This window comes from Planococcus sp. S3-L1 (genome assembly GCF_030063085.1).
GTDB classification, from domain to species: Bacteria; Bacillota; Bacilli; order Bacillales_A; family Planococcaceae; genus Planococcus; species Planococcus kocurii.
Genome location: NZ_JASISN010000005.1, coordinates 69,975 through 84,565, shown reverse-complemented (window position 1 = coordinate 84,565; position 14,591 = coordinate 69,975). Strand labels below are relative to the sequence as shown.

Genomic DNA, 14,591 nt, shown 5'->3' with positions numbered 1-14,591 from the left:
CTGTTTATTATTTTAGCCGTTTTATGAACGATTTGGAATCTTTGCTAATAAAAAAGTATGTGGTTTTTGTTATTTATTCCTTGAGCTGAGCGGTAGAATAGAGAGAGATCTATGGAAGTTTCGATTCGTATACTGAAGAAATGAGGTTAGGTAGATGGGGTATGTAGAAGAATTGCGAGCGGTTGTGGGGCATAGACCGTTAATTCTTGTTGGTTCGGTCGTCGTAATTGTTGATGAAGAAGGGCGTTTGCTGCTAGAAGAAAGGAAATTCCCAGAAGGTTTGTGGGGTCTTCCGGGTGGACTGATGGAACTCGGCGAATCCACAGAAGATACAGCAAAACGAGAAGTTATGGAGGAGACTGGTTTGACGATTGCCGAGTTGAAATTGATCAATGTCTACTCCGGACCGAAACATTTTGTAGTGGCCAAAAATGGCGATGAATTTTATGTGGTCACGACGGGTTATTATTCAAATAAATTTCACGGCGAATTGATTGTTGATCAAAAAGAATCACTAAGCTTTAAGTTTTTTGCTCCAGCCGATTTGCCGGACAGGATGGTCGGTAGTCACCGCGTAGTAATCGAGGACTATCTTAACCACCTAACCAACCAGCCGGGATAACAGCCGGGAAGTAATGAATAAAGCCACTTTCATTTTAATAATGAAAGTGGCTTCTAGTGTCATCAGACTTTGCTGAAATCAAATTGGACGCCGGTCAGCTTTTCTGATACGTCCCAGAGTTTTTGAGCAACTGCCTGGTCACCAGCTGACGCGTGAGGCGTGTCTAGCGTTGGGTAGCCTTTACGTTGACCTTTGCCATCTGGACCAATATATTCGCCGCCTGTCAGTCGTGAATCGGTAGCTGCATAAATGGTCGGTAAAGCACCCATAGCAGGTGGCTGCAAGAAGTTATGCATGAGCGACTTCATCAGTTTCGGTGCATCCCGCTTGCCAAATTTAAAAAGATTGGTGGCGGAAATTCCTGGATGACAAGCAATACTGACGGTTTGCAAATCGTACGCTTTAAAGCGCTTGTCTAATTCTTGAGCAAACAGCAAATTCGCTAGTTTGCTTTGGCCATAAAATTTCATCGCTTTATAACCTTTGGCACCATCAAGGTTATCAAAATCGATTTTCGCCCCTTTATGAGCCAAACTGCTGAGAGACACGACACGTGAATCCGGCGTATTTTTCAGTAACGGCATCAAAAGGCCGGTTAATGCAAAATGTCCGAGATGATTGCTGCCGAACTGCAATTCAAAACCGTCTTTGGTTTTTGAATAGGGGGGTGTCATAACGCCAGCGTTGTTGATTAACAAATCAAGTGAATCGTGCTTGTTTTTGAAGCTTTCTACGAATGCATGAACGCTTGCAAGATCTGCTAGATCAAGTTTCATGACGGTAACGAGCGCGTCTTTATCTACATCAAGAATCAATTCACGAGCCGCCTTGCCTTTTTCAAGGTCCCGCACGGCCATAATAATTTGTGCGCCAAGACCGGAAAAGACTTTTGAAGCTTCTAATCCGATACCGCTGTTGGCTCCTGTAACAATGGCTGTCTTTCCGGTTAACTGTTTCAAACAATCAGCTCCTGAGTCATGTTATTTGTCGTACGATAAAAATACCACGCCATAGCTCACGGAACAAATGATAGGATTAAAGAACTTTTTGCTGTTACATATATTCTACTCAAAAAGGGTAGAAGTACACTATTAGCGATAGGCGGGAGCGATAAGATGGAGAAAAATGAAAAACTAGCAGGCTTGGCTTTTTTGCTGTTAATCGGTGGACTGGGTCTAGCTGTGCTGTTTATTGTATTATTTGCAGAATTAGCTGAAGAAGTCGTGGAAAAAGAAGTTGCCCAATTTGATAACTTTATTATTAATGGAATGGAAGCAGGAGCAAGCAAAACGTGGGATCAGGTAATGTTCATCTTTACCGAAATGGGTTCAGTATGGTTTTTAACGGTGTTGTCACTCGTCGTACTGGTCGTACTTGGAGTTAAAATGAAAGACAAGTGGGGCATGTTGTTTTTTGTTATTGCAGTGGGGGGAGGCTCACTATTAACGACCGTATTAAAAAATCTATATGTCCGGGAACGTCCGAGTATTAATCCGGGTATTGATGCGATCGGCTATAGTTTTCCAAGTGGTCATTCGATGGGGTCGCTGATTTTTTACGGCTTTGTCATATATTTGGTCATCCGAACACGACAACGGTCTTGGATTCGGTGGTTGTTTGTCGCCATTTTGGGTATGCTCATTATTATGATTGGCAGCAGTCGAATCTATCTCGGTGCACATTTCCCAAGTGATGTTCTGGGTGGCTACATTGCTGGATTGATTTGGTTGATATTGAGTTTGGTTGCACTTGAATGGATTCAATGGCATAGCAGAAGTCCGGTACCGCCAGTTTATGCACTTCGCAAACTATTAGGGCCGCTATATAGAACCGTGCGAACAAAATTGCCTTTCTTTAATAAATAAAGTAGAAAAAGTAATCAGAAACGACCTCCTATTTATAACAGAAGGATGTCGTTTTTGTGTTAGGAAATTTAGGAGAATGGGTATCCAATATTATTAAAAAGGAGAGAAGGGACGTTATGAATCGGATATTCGGAGTTTTGGTGGCGGTAGGAGTACCCTTAACGGTACTTGGATCTTTCCAGAACTGGCCAAGCATCGCCATGTTTTTTATCTGCTCAATAAGTGTTGTGGCATTATCAAGTTTTATGGGAAGAGCAACAGAAAGTCTAGCAATCGTCAGCGGTCCACGCATCGGTGGTTTGCTGAATGCAACATTTGGAAACGCCGTAGAATTGATCATTTCTATTTTCGCCTTGCAGGCAGGTTTGATCGGCGTCGTATTAGCTTCCTTAACCGGCTCGGTGCTCGGAAATTTACTGTTAGTCGGCGGATTGTCCTTTTTCCTAGGAGGCATCAAATTTAAGCGACAAATGTTCAACGTTCATGACGCTACACACAACTCAGGTTTACTAATTTTTGCAGTTGTTGTAGCGTTTGTCATTCCAGAAATTTTTTCGATGACAATGAACGAAACCGAGACCATTCAATTGAGTGTCGGTATTTCCGTTATCATGATTGTTTTGTACTTGGCAGGATTATTCTTCAAGCTCGTTACACATCGTGGTGTTTATAACCATGCAGACGCAGCACAAGATTCCGAACACGAAGAACCAGAGTGGTCGAAAAAGAAGGCACTGATTATTCTGCTCGTTGCCACGTTAATCGTTGCTTACGTTTCAGAAAACTTGGTTCATACATTTGAAGAAGTAGGAGAGCAGTTTGGCTGGTCTGAATTGTTTATTGGTGTGATCATCGTCGCAATTGTTGGGAATGCGGCTGAGCACGCTTCTGCGCTCATCATGGCCATGAAGAACAAAATGGACGTGGCGGTAGAAATTGCCATCGGCTCCACGCTCCAGATTGCCATGTTTGTGGCACCTGTTTTAGTGCTTATTTCTCTTTTCATGCCGCAACAAATGCCATTGGTTTTTACCGTTTCAGAACTAGTCGCAATGATTACTGCAGTCTTTCTGGCAATCAACGTTATGAATGATGGAGAATCGAACTGGTTTGAAGGCTTAACGCTACTCGCGGCTTATCTCATCATGGGAATCGGGTTTTATTTGTTGTAAAAACAAGCTGCCAACGAAAAAATCGTTGGCAGCTTGTTTCATTTTTTGATTGCAGTACCTACTGCTTATTGGATTGATTCAAAGCTTGCTTTAATTTCTTCATTGCTGAAATGACCAGTCTGACTTTTAACGAGTGTGCCATCTGATCCGATATAAACAGAAGTTGGATAACCAATGACGCCATATTCGTCAAAGAAAGTACCACCTTCATCTAATAGCACAGTAATATTCTTGGCATCAGGAAATCCTTTAAACCATTTAGCAAATGAGTCGCTGCTTTTCTCAGCATTAGAGTCTGGCGATACGATTGTTAGCACTTTAAAATCGGTGTCTTCACCCGCTAATGTATTCAATTCCTCCATACCAGAAAGACAAATAGAACACCAAGATGCCCAAAATTTTACGTATACCTTTTGACCGGCGTAATCGGCAAGGTTTTGCTGATTTCCTTCCAAATCCACTAAGTTAAAACTAGGCGCTGGATTGCCATCGTTCAGTTGTTCAGCATTTGCTCCATCTTGTTGTGAAGTACCTGTGCATCCACTTAGTGCCACTAAAAGAACAAACAGTAATAGGGTGTTTCGTAATATTCTCATAGCCATCATCCTTTTCTGTAAACGAGCAGTTCGAGTTTATCTAATTCCATCATATAGTGAAAATTCAATAAAAGAAATTTTGGTCTCTTCGTTTTCTATGAGAAATCACCGTTAGTTGATACGCAGTCTATTTTTTGTCACTTTTGCTCTCTTCTATTTTTTGTAACGCATTTTTTTGGATAATCAAATCAGATAACCGTAGCTTTTCAGTGACAGAGTCAATCTGCTCGCTACACTGCTTAACTTCAACTTTTTCGCCCGAATCTGTTTCATAACAAGTGCCGCTTCCAGCAGCTACAGTCAAATCAGGCTCAAAATAAAATTTTTCATAACGAAAAGCACCGTCACGGAACAGCGTCAAATTGCTAGTATCGCTTAATAGCGACTGTCCCAGCATATAAGACGACTCAATTCCGACTAAGTCAAGGATAGTCGGAGCAATATCAATTTGACCACCGTTATTAGTAAACGTTTCTCCACGGGTCATGTTTGGTGCTTTAATAAACAGTGGAACTTGTCGATCAAGTTCAAATAATTCCACCTTCGTTTTGGCATCGAGTTTTTGTGCCATTTCACTAGTGGCCTGAGTCAATCCACTATCATGATCACCATAGAACACGATGAGTGAATCATCCCACATGTCCCTTTTCTTTAGTTCTTCGATCATCACGCCTACAGCGCCATCAACATAATGAATTGTTTCGTAATAGCCTTTTAACAGGGGATCTTCGTAACCGGATAACTCTAATTGCTCTAGTTCTTCGGGTATTTCATAGGGTGTATGACTCGATAATGCGACTAAAAAAGCAAAATAAGGCTCTTTTAACTGTTCAGCGAAATCGATAGAAGAAGTGAAAAAGTCTTCATCATTCAAAGCCATGCCGATATCCTGATTGTCGGGGAAATCTGTTTGGCTGAAGAAATGGTTAAAACCGATATTCTTGTAAAAATCATCACGATTCCAGAAATCTTTTTCAAACGCATGCATAGCTGCTGTGTCATATCCTGCATTTCTAAGCAGTTCGGGTAAGCCATCAAATTCGTGGTCGGCGTATTGCGTATAAACTGAACCGGATTTTAACGGGTATAGAGACGTTAATGTAATAAATTCAGCATCCGATGTCCGACCTTCATGCGTTTGATGATAAAACGATGAGAAAAAGTATGCTTCTTCTTTTAACGCATTTAAGTGAGGGGTTAGTTCTTGGCCATTCACTTGCTGTTCAATGACGGATGTTTGAAAAGACTCTAATTGAACAACGATCACATTTGGTTTTTCAAAATCGGGATTAGTTGAAGAGTGGTTGGGATGCAATTGGCGAATCTGTGACTCTTCTTCAGCAGTTACATTCGTGTCTTTAAAAAAAGAGCCAATACCTTGGGCAAAATCTAACCCGTGATAGCCCCAAAATCCAAGCTGGTAATATTCACGCATATTCGAAATCGGTTCATCTACAAGCCATTGTTCTTCGTTAGAGTAGCTAATCACGATAGGAATCACAAACAACGCAAGTCCAAGCGCAAAGCCACCACCTGCTACTATCCTTTTTCTCTCCAGTGTTACTTTTTCTTGTGTGTTGCGAGTAGCAAAGAGAACAATAGAAAAAATTAGCAAGTCAGCAAAAAAGAGGAAATCTTTCATTTCGATTAAAGTCAGAAATCCACCGCCAACATCACTCATCTGTGTAAGGTCTGCGATTAGCACGACAGATAGCAAATCATCAAAATAACGATAGTACCAAAGATCTGAAATGAGAAGAGTGCTATGTAAAAACAGCAATAGCAATAAAATCCATCGTCTTTTTTTGCTACTTAGTAACAAAGTCCAACTAGACAACACCACTATCGAAGCAAGATTAAGAACAAAGAAACTGAAAGAGAAATTAGTCCCTGCATACACGCTAAACAAAAACAGCTTCGAAATAGACAGTAACAGGTAAATCCAATACTCGGGAAATTTCATGACAGACCTCCAAATAAATTAGTCTATTTTGCAAATCAAAATTTTTTTTTGCAAAATGATACAGTTCTTTATAAATACCACTTTAAAGTCCTGCGAAAACATGGCAAAAGTTTGAGTAAATAAGCTGTGGGTATCTAGGAAATAAAGGAACAAGAAGTTAGTTCGTATAAAGGAGCGATGACTGTGGATAAATTTAATGGAAATACATCAGCTAAAGCAGAATGTAAGTATCCTGTGTTGCCTAACGGACAAAAATTTTTCGTGGATTTTGGCAGTCAGCAGGCTCTCCATGGCACATGGCAGATTATAGACAATGAGGAAGCTCCATTTTATTTCTGTGGTCGTGTTTTTGATAACGGTACATTGTCTAAACGAAAATCAGCTGATCACCGTCGCAAATTTTTTGAAGCGGAAATTTACTTGGCTTTAAAAAAAGAGATGTAAATACAACAGTAGAATCGATTGAGCGGTGGGGGGACCCACTCAATTAGTAGATATAAATAAATCACCAACGCGATTTTCTACTATGTTTTCTATAAGCAAACAGTTATTTTTCAAAAAAATAACTGTTTTTGTGCTGTCTATATAGGATTACCGAAATCTTTTGTTAAAATAAATGATTTTATAGACCAATTACGCAAAAAAAAATATAGATTATTTGAAATTTTGCTGTAATATGAAGTCATACTTTAAATGTAAGGGGATACATACAATGAAAACACAGCAACAAGAGATTAAAATACCATTTGCATTAGCACTTATTCCATTGATTGTCATGATTTCGGTAATGGCAATTACTATTATTGTTTTTGAAGGAAGTCCACATGTACCTCTAGCTATAGGCGCTATTGTGGCGGCATTGATTGCTTGGCGTCTCGGTTACAAATGGGAAACAATCGAAGAAGGAGCGTACAAAGGAATTCGTTTAGCGCTTCCAGCTATTTTGATTATTATTGTTGTTGGGATGATAATCGCTTCGTGGATTGGTGGCGGTATTATTGCAACGATGATTTATTACGGCTTACAAATTATTACGCCTTCATTGTTTTTGATGACCATTTGTATGATCTGTGGAATTGTTGCACTCGCTATTGGTAGTTCGTGGTCGACAATGGGAACAATTGGTGTAGCCGGTATGGGAATTGGTCTTAGCATGGGAATTCCAGCGGCAATGGTAGCCGGAGCTGTTATTTCAGGTTCTTATTTTGGTGACAAGATGTCGCCACTGTCAGACACTACGAATCTTGCAGCTGGTATTACGAATACAAATTTATTTGAACATATCAAGCATATGCTGTATACGACAGTTCCTGGACTAGTCATTGCTTTAATCGTTTACTTTTTCCTCGGTCGCCAATTTGCTGGATCGGCGATTGACCAAGAAAATATTCAAGGAATTTTAACCGCGCTAGACAGTAACTTTTTGATTTCACCTTGGTTGTTATTAGTACCTGCAACGATTATCGGATTAGTCGCACTAAAAGTACCAGCATTGCCAGCTTTAGTCGTGGGTGTATTCCTTGGTTTTATGTGCCAGATTTTTGTACAAGGAGGCAATGTTGGGGATGCAGTTAACACGCTGCATGACGGCTTTGCCATTGCTTCTGGTAACGAAATGGTTGATGAATTGTTTAACCGCGGTGGGATCGCTTCAATGATGTTCACTGTCTCCTTAACCATTTTCGCGATGGTTCTTGGCGGGATACTTGAACAAACAGGTATGCTAAAAGCAATCGTTACACAAATTTTGAAGGTCGCAAAATCAGCTGGTAGTTTAATCGCAGCGACAATCGTTTCTGCTTTTTTCACGAACGCAACGGCATCAGAGCAGTATATTTCGATTCTAATTCCTGGAAGAATGTATGCGACAGCTTATCAAGATAAAGGATTGCATTCAAAGAACCTTTCACGTGCGCTCGAAGATGGAGGAACTTTAACGTCCCCTTTTGTTCCATGGAATACATGTGGGGTATTTATTCTAGCAACTTTGGCCGTTCATCCATTTGCCTATGCTCCTTATGCGGTGCTCAATTATACAGTTCCAGTTATCGGCATTATTATGGGTCTAGTTGGGTATAAAGTTCAATTTTTGACAAAAGAAGAAGTGAAAAATTTAAAGTTAAGACAGCAGCGAATGGATAATGAAAACGAATTGACAGAAAATGTTTAAGATCTCGTGTTTGATAACTAAAAAAGTAAGCTCTCTTTTGAACATTCAAAAGAGAGCTTACTTTTTTAGGTAAATTACGAATTAGCGATTAACACCATACAATAGCCATGGAGAAGGCAAGTTAAACATGTGATGGGTTGGTAATGCACTGACTTGAGAAGGCGACAAGTCGATCCACAGCAAAGCTTTTGCTTTTACTGTTTCACTTAACTCGCGCTGAGCCAGTGAAACAGTTTCCCATAATCCGGCTTGTTCCATTAAATCATCCCATGGGTAGACGATGTGAAGATAATAATCTCGTTTGTAATCCTTTTTCGCTATGAGCACACGGTCTTTCTGAGGGTTTTCAAAAAAAGACCATTGTGCTAATTTAGCATCGGCAAACAACTCTTCAGAAGCTGGAAACGTATAGTAGCATTCATAAGGAAAAACAGCACCTGTCTGAATATACAATTGATCGACCCACGCCTGTTTTTGGGAAAGCGTTGTTAGGCTTTTCCAAATAGCACCACCAGTCTCAAGTGAAGATGCGTCAATGGAAATAGCGCTGTAAAGTGTGGATACTTCGGCAAGACCGAGCTTATCCATAACACGTCTGGCGGATGTGTTTTCTTGCTGCGTATTTGCACCGATCCATTGGATAGCAGGAAGCGAGAAGGCTTGCTCCATAATATAAGACATTAATTGTGTGGACAAATTTTTTCCGCGGAAGCGTAAATCACTGCGCATTCTGCCAAGCATAATGTATTGCTTGGCAAAAATCGTATAGCCACCGATACTTGCAAGACGGTCGTCTACAAACAAACCATACAAACGACTAGAACCGCTAGAAATTCTGCTGTAGACACGAAGAATATAATCATCTTCTATACCGGTCTCCATTTCTTTTAAATAATGCAAATCGTCCAATCCTAATTGCCGAATGATCTTTTTCACATACTTGACCTCCCTGCTCTAGTTGAGAACACCTAGCTTTATTATATCCAATACTAACGCTAACTTGGCTAGTGCTAAGCTCTTATCGCCCATCTATCCCTACGAAAGACTTAGAATGGAAAGGCTGTGCAGTATCTTTTACTCCTATTTTTATATATACTAGATATAGTGAAAAAGACGGTTTGAATATTCATTAACTTGCTCGTTAAAGGGGAAAAAACATTTGGGAAAAGAAATCGTAAGTGTTCAGGACAAATTTCAATTATCTAAAGGCGATCACGTTTTTTATTATGTGGAAGAACTGGAGCGTTACATTGATAATGCTGTTTCCTTTGTTATGGACGGTATTGAGCAAGGAGACCAAATTCTACTTGTTGAAAATGAACGTCTTTACCCAAAGATATTGACACATCTAGAGAAACTTCTATCTAAAGAACAATTAGAAAATGTACATTATATTAATAGCTTTACGTTTTATTGGAAGAATGGAAATTTTCATCCGCCAACGATTTTAGATTATTTTTCTCGAATCATCAATCCTTTTCTCGAAAAAGATTTGAGCTTTCGTACTTGGGGACATATCGAGTGGCGTGATGAAACAGAAATCATTAGCGATATTAAAGAATATGAACAAGCAATTGAGCAACTTGTACCACAGCTTAAAGCCATTTCTGTTTGTGCTTACGATGCTCCTCGACTCTCAGATTCGCTTAAAGACGTTCTAATGAATTGCCATGACTATTTGATGACCGACAACAACGTTTCGCCAATCTCAAGGCAGTCTAATTAAGTTATACCCACTCAAAAGGATTTTTTCACGGATATTTCGTGAAGAAATTCTTTTTTTGACTAACTAAAGAAAAAAAGAGTAAGTGTGTTATTACTTCAATCTTTATTGACGGAATATTGACAATAATAGAAAAGAGAATACTATATTAAGTAACAACATGTAAACAAACAGTTGCATTTACAGTAAAAGAGGATTGTCCAATTGAAAGGAGGAGAATCCAACATGCTTGAAATTGGGACGTGCCGTTTCGGTTCGATTATTGAAGGGAACAAAGTCATTAAAGCAGGTCTTAGAGAAATTAGCGTGAACGATCCTTATACTCATAAAGTAATCGGAAATTTTTCATGTGCGACAACAGAAGATGCAACTCAGGCAGTTATTTGTTCGCATCGTGTATACACAAAAATCATGAAGAAAATGCCGGCTCAGAAACGATCAGAAATACTAAGGAAAACAGCTAATCGAATAGAAAGCGAAATCGATCAACTTGCGTATTTCTTGTCTTTAGAAACAGTCAAGCCGTTAAAGACCACCCGTTTAGAAGTGGCACACGCTATAGCTGTGTTACGTTACGCTTCAGAAGGTGCAAAAACAATCTACGAGGAAAGAATGCCACTAACTCGTACAAGTGAAAAATTGACTCAGATGGGTATGACAAAGCGTATTTCTCTTGGGGTAGTAGGCGTCTTTACGTCGATTAACTTGCCATTTAATTTATTGATCGAACAACTTGCTTCAGCGATTGCAGCGGGCAATACAGTCATCTTGCAACCATCAGAAAAAGCCGTACTTTCTTTTTCTTTGCTCTACCGTCTATTTGAAAAATCCGGATTGCCCAAAGGGGTAATGAATATTGTTATGGGGACTGACGAGAACCTAGCGAGAATAATAACAACCCACCCTAAAACTAAATATGCGATCTTTACTGACAATTACAACTTGAAAACAGACGGAACGACCATACGGAAAAAAGTCATTCTCTCACATGATTACAAGACACTGCATATTGTTTTTAGAGATGCTAATTTGGACACAGCAGTTTACGCTGCAGTAATTGGGGGCATTACACACGCAGACGCAAGCTATACATCAGTTCAGCAAATTTATGTAGAAAGAGAAATTTATTTAGTTTTTCTTGAAAAGCTTACTCAAAAAGTAAAATCACTTAAAATAGTAAATCCTCTAGACGAGACAATTGATGTCGGACCGATGATTACTGAACAAGCAGCTGAAAGAGTAGCAACATGGGTAAGAGAAATGCTTGAACAAGGCGCAACTTTATCAGCAGGTGGATACCGTAAAGAGGCTTTCATGGAACCTACTATTATTAGTGATGTATCGATTAATATAAAGCAACGTAGTACCGATCGATTTGCTCCAGTCATTACGATTATTCCGTTTAGTGCTGAAAAAGAAATAATTAATCCTATTAATGAATCCAACTGCTGCTCACGAGCAGTCGTATTCACAAGCGATATGAAACGAGTTATACACCTAGGTAATGTCTTGACATCAAAAAAGGTCTATATCAACGAAGGTGCAGGCGATCATCCTATCAATGGTTCGGACAAGAGCGTTGATGCTAAGGCTGTGCTTAAAGATGAAGTTATCTTGGCAATTAAAGAAATGACCGAAGTGAAATTAATTCGTACTGAATTGTGAGTGTTGAAAATACAAGAGAAACGGGTGAGTATATGAAAATAAAGTCAGCAGTATTAAGAGAAATTGGAGCTGAAACCCCTTACGAAAAAAGCCAACCGATTAAAATTGAAACCTTAGAATTAGATCCGCCGCAAAAGGGAGAAGTACTGATTCAAATAAAGGCAGCCAGTTTATGTCATTCTGATTTGTCAGTAATGAACGGCAGTCGGCCACGTCCTGTGCCAATGGCTCTTGGTCACGAAGCAGCGGGTGTCGTTGTAGAAATAGGCGAAGATGTAATCGACTTAGAGCTTGGCGATCACGTTGCTTGTGTGTTTGTACCAAGCTGTGGACATTGTGGTCCATGCCGAGAAGGACGTCCTGCCTTGTGTGAACCAGGTGCTGCAGCAAATAAGGCAGGAACCTTATTAGGTGGCGGAAATCGACTTCACACAGAAACGGAAATCATCAATCATCACTTAGGAGTATCCGCTTTTTCGGAATATGCCGTAGTATCTAGGAACTCAGTCGTCAAAGTAAATAAAGAAATTCCGTTTGAAAAAGCAGCCTTGTTTGGCTGTGCGGTCATTACCGGTGTTGGAGCCGTCGTTAATACGGCAAGTATCAAACTGGGCAGTACCGTTGCCGTAGTTGGACTTGGGGGTGTTGGACTCAGTGCATTACTCGGAGCAATAGCTGCAGGAGCGAGTCGCATAGTAGCAGTGGACATCAATGAAACCAAACTAAAGCAAGCAAAAGAGTTGGGCGCAACAGATGTCTTCAATTCAAAGGATGCGGACGTTGTTGAACAAATTCGTAAAGTGACAGGTGGCGGTTTGGACTATGCTTTTGAAACTGCGGGAGTGGTACCTGCTATGGATGTCGCTTATGGCATCACGAAGCGTGGGGGAACTACGGTCACGACCGGGTTACCTCATCCGGAAAATCAATTTTCTTTTCCGTACGTCTCGTTAACTGCGGAAGAACGAACACTCAAAGGGTCCTATGTGGGCAGCTGTGTACCGAGCCGCGATATTCCACGTTACATGGATTTGTTTCAGAAAGACCGGTTACCTGTCGATAAACTGATTACCGATTTTATTACACTAGATGACATCAATAAAGGTTTTGATCTGTTAGCAAAAGGCGACTCTTCACGAATTATTATCAAGTTTTAGAGCAAAAGAATTAAATTCAATCGATATGTAAGTACATCTTTTAGAAGTAGAATCAGTGTGATTACCAAACTATTTCCCTATTTATATTTTGAAGGTAAAGGTCAGGAAGCGACACATTTTTACACAGATGCATTGGGCGGGAAAATAGCAGGAATCCTGACATACGGTGAGGCAAATGAAGGAGACATGGAAGGTGTGCCCGAAGCGGCAAGAGATATGATAATGAACGCACAAGTCGATTTGGAAAATGGAGATCTATTAATGATCTCAGATGTGGTGCCGGAGATGGGGACAGCATTTCGACATGGCACAAATATGGCACTTACGTTATTTTTTAATGACATGGAAGAAGCACGAACCGTTTTCCATAAACTAGCTGAAGAAGGTACCATTTCTATGGAGTTACACAAAACATTCTGGAGTCCCCTGTTTGGAACTTTAACGGATAAATTTGGAATCGATTGGCAAATTTCGGTTGAAGGTGAAACAAGTTAACTAAGTTTAAAAATCGTAATCCCTATAAAGGATTGCGATTTTTTTTTGCTGTTAGATTTATTCAGATGAAGGGTATAGAAACAGAGATCAGTAGATTTACTACAGTACTGAACAAGCATGTGGGAGGATGACTATGAATACCGATAAATACACAGTTAAAAAAGATGAGAAAATAAAGCTTTCCGATTACCCAACGACTGATGAAAACAAATTCAGTGAAACACAGCTGAAAGACGAGTTGATTCCTAAAAGTATCAAAAAGCTTAAAGAGCTGCATATGAAACTCCATGCTCAGGAAGAGAAAGGGATTGTTGTTGTCCTTCAAGCGATGGATGCCGCGGGAAAAGATGAAGCGATCACCTATATTTTTTCGAATTTAACAGCTCAAGGGCTAAAGACAACTTCGTTTAAAAAGCCAACTGAAACAGAGCTTGCTCATGATTATTTGTGGCGTTTTCGTGAAGGAATGCCAGCAAGAGGACAGATTGGCATTTTAAATCGTTCTTATTATGAAGAAGTGATTGCCCCAAGAGTTCATAACTTGCTTGAAGAGACACCACTTCCAGACGAATTGATTGACGAAAATATTTGGAATGCCCGCTATCGTCAAATCAATGACTTTGAGCGCTATATGGTGGAAAACGGCTTTCCAGTAGTAAAATTCTTTTTTAATATGTCTTATGATGAACAGCGTCGTCGATTGCTTGAACGTATGAAAAATCCAGAAAAAAACTGGGAGTTTTCATTTAATGACGTAAAAGAACGTGAGCATTGGGATGGCTATCAAGGAATTTTTGAAGATTTACTAACTAATACATCAACAGAATATGCGCCTTGGTATGCTCTTCCTGCTGATGATGAGTGGTATTCGCGTTACATCGTTTCGGAAGTGATGGTCGAAGCATTGCAGCGGATAGACCCGCAGTACCCGAAAATTACGGGAGAAGAAAAAGAAAAACTGAAAAAAGCAATTCGACAATTGGAAAAAGAGGAATAGCCATATAAGGAGTCAGGATGAATTTATTCTGGCTCTTTTTTTCTATTTGCGGACAGTCCGTGAACAAAAGAACAAAGGCTTGCATTCTTGTACCGAAAGCTACTATAATATGAAACATTGGTTCACTATAAAAAAGAACAATTTATTCGCATTGTCGTAGTTTTTA

At 39.9% G+C, this 14,591-nt stretch carries 14 protein-coding genes; 10 read left to right on the top strand and 4 right to left on the bottom strand.

The annotated features are described in order from the left end of the window. The first annotated feature begins 154 nt into the window (after positions 1–154). Entirely contained in the window at positions 155–622 is a 468-nt protein-coding gene (locus QMF37_RS07250) for an NUDIX hydrolase (RefSeq protein WP_058386128.1), read from the top strand. Between the two features lie 62 nt (positions 623–684). On the opposite strand, the gene QMF37_RS07245 is transcribed toward QMF37_RS07250, so the two are convergent. Then, a complete protein-coding gene (locus QMF37_RS07245) occupies positions 685–1,581 on the bottom strand; it encodes an oxidoreductase (protein ID WP_058386127.1) in 897 nt (298 codons plus the stop codon). A 156-nt stretch (positions 1,582–1,737) separates the two neighbouring features. Here QMF37_RS07245 and QMF37_RS07240 point away from each other — a divergent pair, with 156 nt between their 5' ends. After that, positions 1,738–2,487 carry a phosphatase PAP2 family protein gene (locus QMF37_RS07240; RefSeq protein WP_058386126.1) on the top strand — a complete coding sequence of 250 codons (750 nt, stop codon included), beginning with the start codon at positions 1,738–1,740 and terminating at the stop codon, positions 2,485–2,487. Between the two features lie 92 nt (positions 2,488–2,579). Continuing rightward, the gene (gene cax / locus QMF37_RS07235) at positions 2,580–3,659 is read left to right on the top strand and encodes a calcium/proton exchanger (RefSeq protein WP_281251062.1); all 1,080 of its coding nucleotides are present in this window, start codon (positions 2,580–2,582) and stop codon (positions 3,657–3,659) included. A gap of 65 nt (positions 3,660–3,724) precedes the next feature. Here cax and QMF37_RS07230 read toward each other — a convergent pair whose 3' ends face one another. Together QMF37_RS07230 and QMF37_RS07225 are read right to left on the bottom strand one after the other, a co-directional pair. Continuing rightward, the gene (locus QMF37_RS07230) at positions 3,725–4,255 is read right to left on the bottom strand and encodes a TlpA family protein disulfide reductase (RefSeq protein WP_071153729.1); all 531 of its coding nucleotides are present in this window, start codon (positions 4,253–4,255) and stop codon (positions 3,725–3,727) included. A 127-nt stretch (positions 4,256–4,382) separates the two neighbouring features. Further along, positions 4,383–6,218, bottom strand: coding sequence for an LTA synthase family protein (locus QMF37_RS07225; protein WP_071153728.1), 1,836 nt, complete (start codon positions 6,216–6,218; stop codon positions 4,383–4,385). 177 nt (positions 6,219–6,395) lie between these two features. On the opposite strand from QMF37_RS07225, the gene QMF37_RS07220 reads away from it, so the two are divergent. Beyond that, the gene (locus tag QMF37_RS07220; RefSeq protein ID WP_058386122.1) at positions 6,396–6,662 is read left to right on the top strand and encodes a hypothetical protein; all 267 of its coding nucleotides are present in this window, start codon (positions 6,396–6,398) and stop codon (positions 6,660–6,662) included. Between the two features lie 268 nt (positions 6,663–6,930). Beyond that, positions 6,931–8,388 carry a Na+/H+ antiporter NhaC gene (nhaC, locus tag QMF37_RS07215; protein WP_078080193.1) on the top strand — a complete coding sequence of 486 codons (1,458 nt, stop codon included), beginning with the start codon at positions 6,931–6,933 and terminating at the stop codon, positions 8,386–8,388. Positions 8,389–8,469: 81 nt separating this feature from the next. On the opposite strand, the gene QMF37_RS07210 is transcribed toward nhaC, so the two are convergent. After that, positions 8,470–9,324: a GNAT family N-acetyltransferase gene (locus tag QMF37_RS07210; protein ID WP_058386120.1), complete on the bottom strand. Its 855-nt coding sequence runs from the start codon at positions 9,322–9,324 to the stop codon at positions 8,470–8,472. 223 nt (positions 9,325–9,547) lie between these two features. Here QMF37_RS07210 and QMF37_RS07205 point away from each other — a divergent pair, with 223 nt between their 5' ends. From QMF37_RS07205 to QMF37_RS07185, 5 genes are all read left to right on the top strand, one after another. Further along, a complete protein-coding gene (locus tag QMF37_RS07205; RefSeq protein WP_071153727.1) occupies positions 9,548–10,114 on the top strand; it encodes an MEDS domain-containing protein in 567 nt (188 codons plus the stop codon). Between the two features lie 222 nt (positions 10,115–10,336). Beyond that, positions 10,337–11,776, top strand: coding sequence for an aldehyde dehydrogenase family protein (locus QMF37_RS07200; protein ID WP_071153726.1), 1,440 nt, complete (start codon positions 10,337–10,339; stop codon positions 11,774–11,776). A gap of 32 nt (positions 11,777–11,808) precedes the next feature. Beyond that, complete coding sequence (locus QMF37_RS07195) at positions 11,809–12,933, top strand: zinc-dependent alcohol dehydrogenase family protein (RefSeq protein WP_078080194.1); 1,125 nt, start codon at positions 11,809–11,811, stop codon at positions 12,931–12,933. A gap of 57 nt (positions 12,934–12,990) precedes the next feature. Then, positions 12,991–13,428: a VOC family protein gene (locus QMF37_RS07190; protein WP_058386116.1), complete on the top strand. Its 438-nt coding sequence runs from the start codon at positions 12,991–12,993 to the stop codon at positions 13,426–13,428. A gap of 133 nt (positions 13,429–13,561) precedes the next feature. Then, positions 13,562–14,425: a PPK2 family polyphosphate kinase gene (locus QMF37_RS07185; protein WP_283477523.1), complete on the top strand. Its 864-nt coding sequence runs from the start codon at positions 13,562–13,564 to the stop codon at positions 14,423–14,425. Positions 14,426–14,591: the final 166 nt, after the last annotated feature.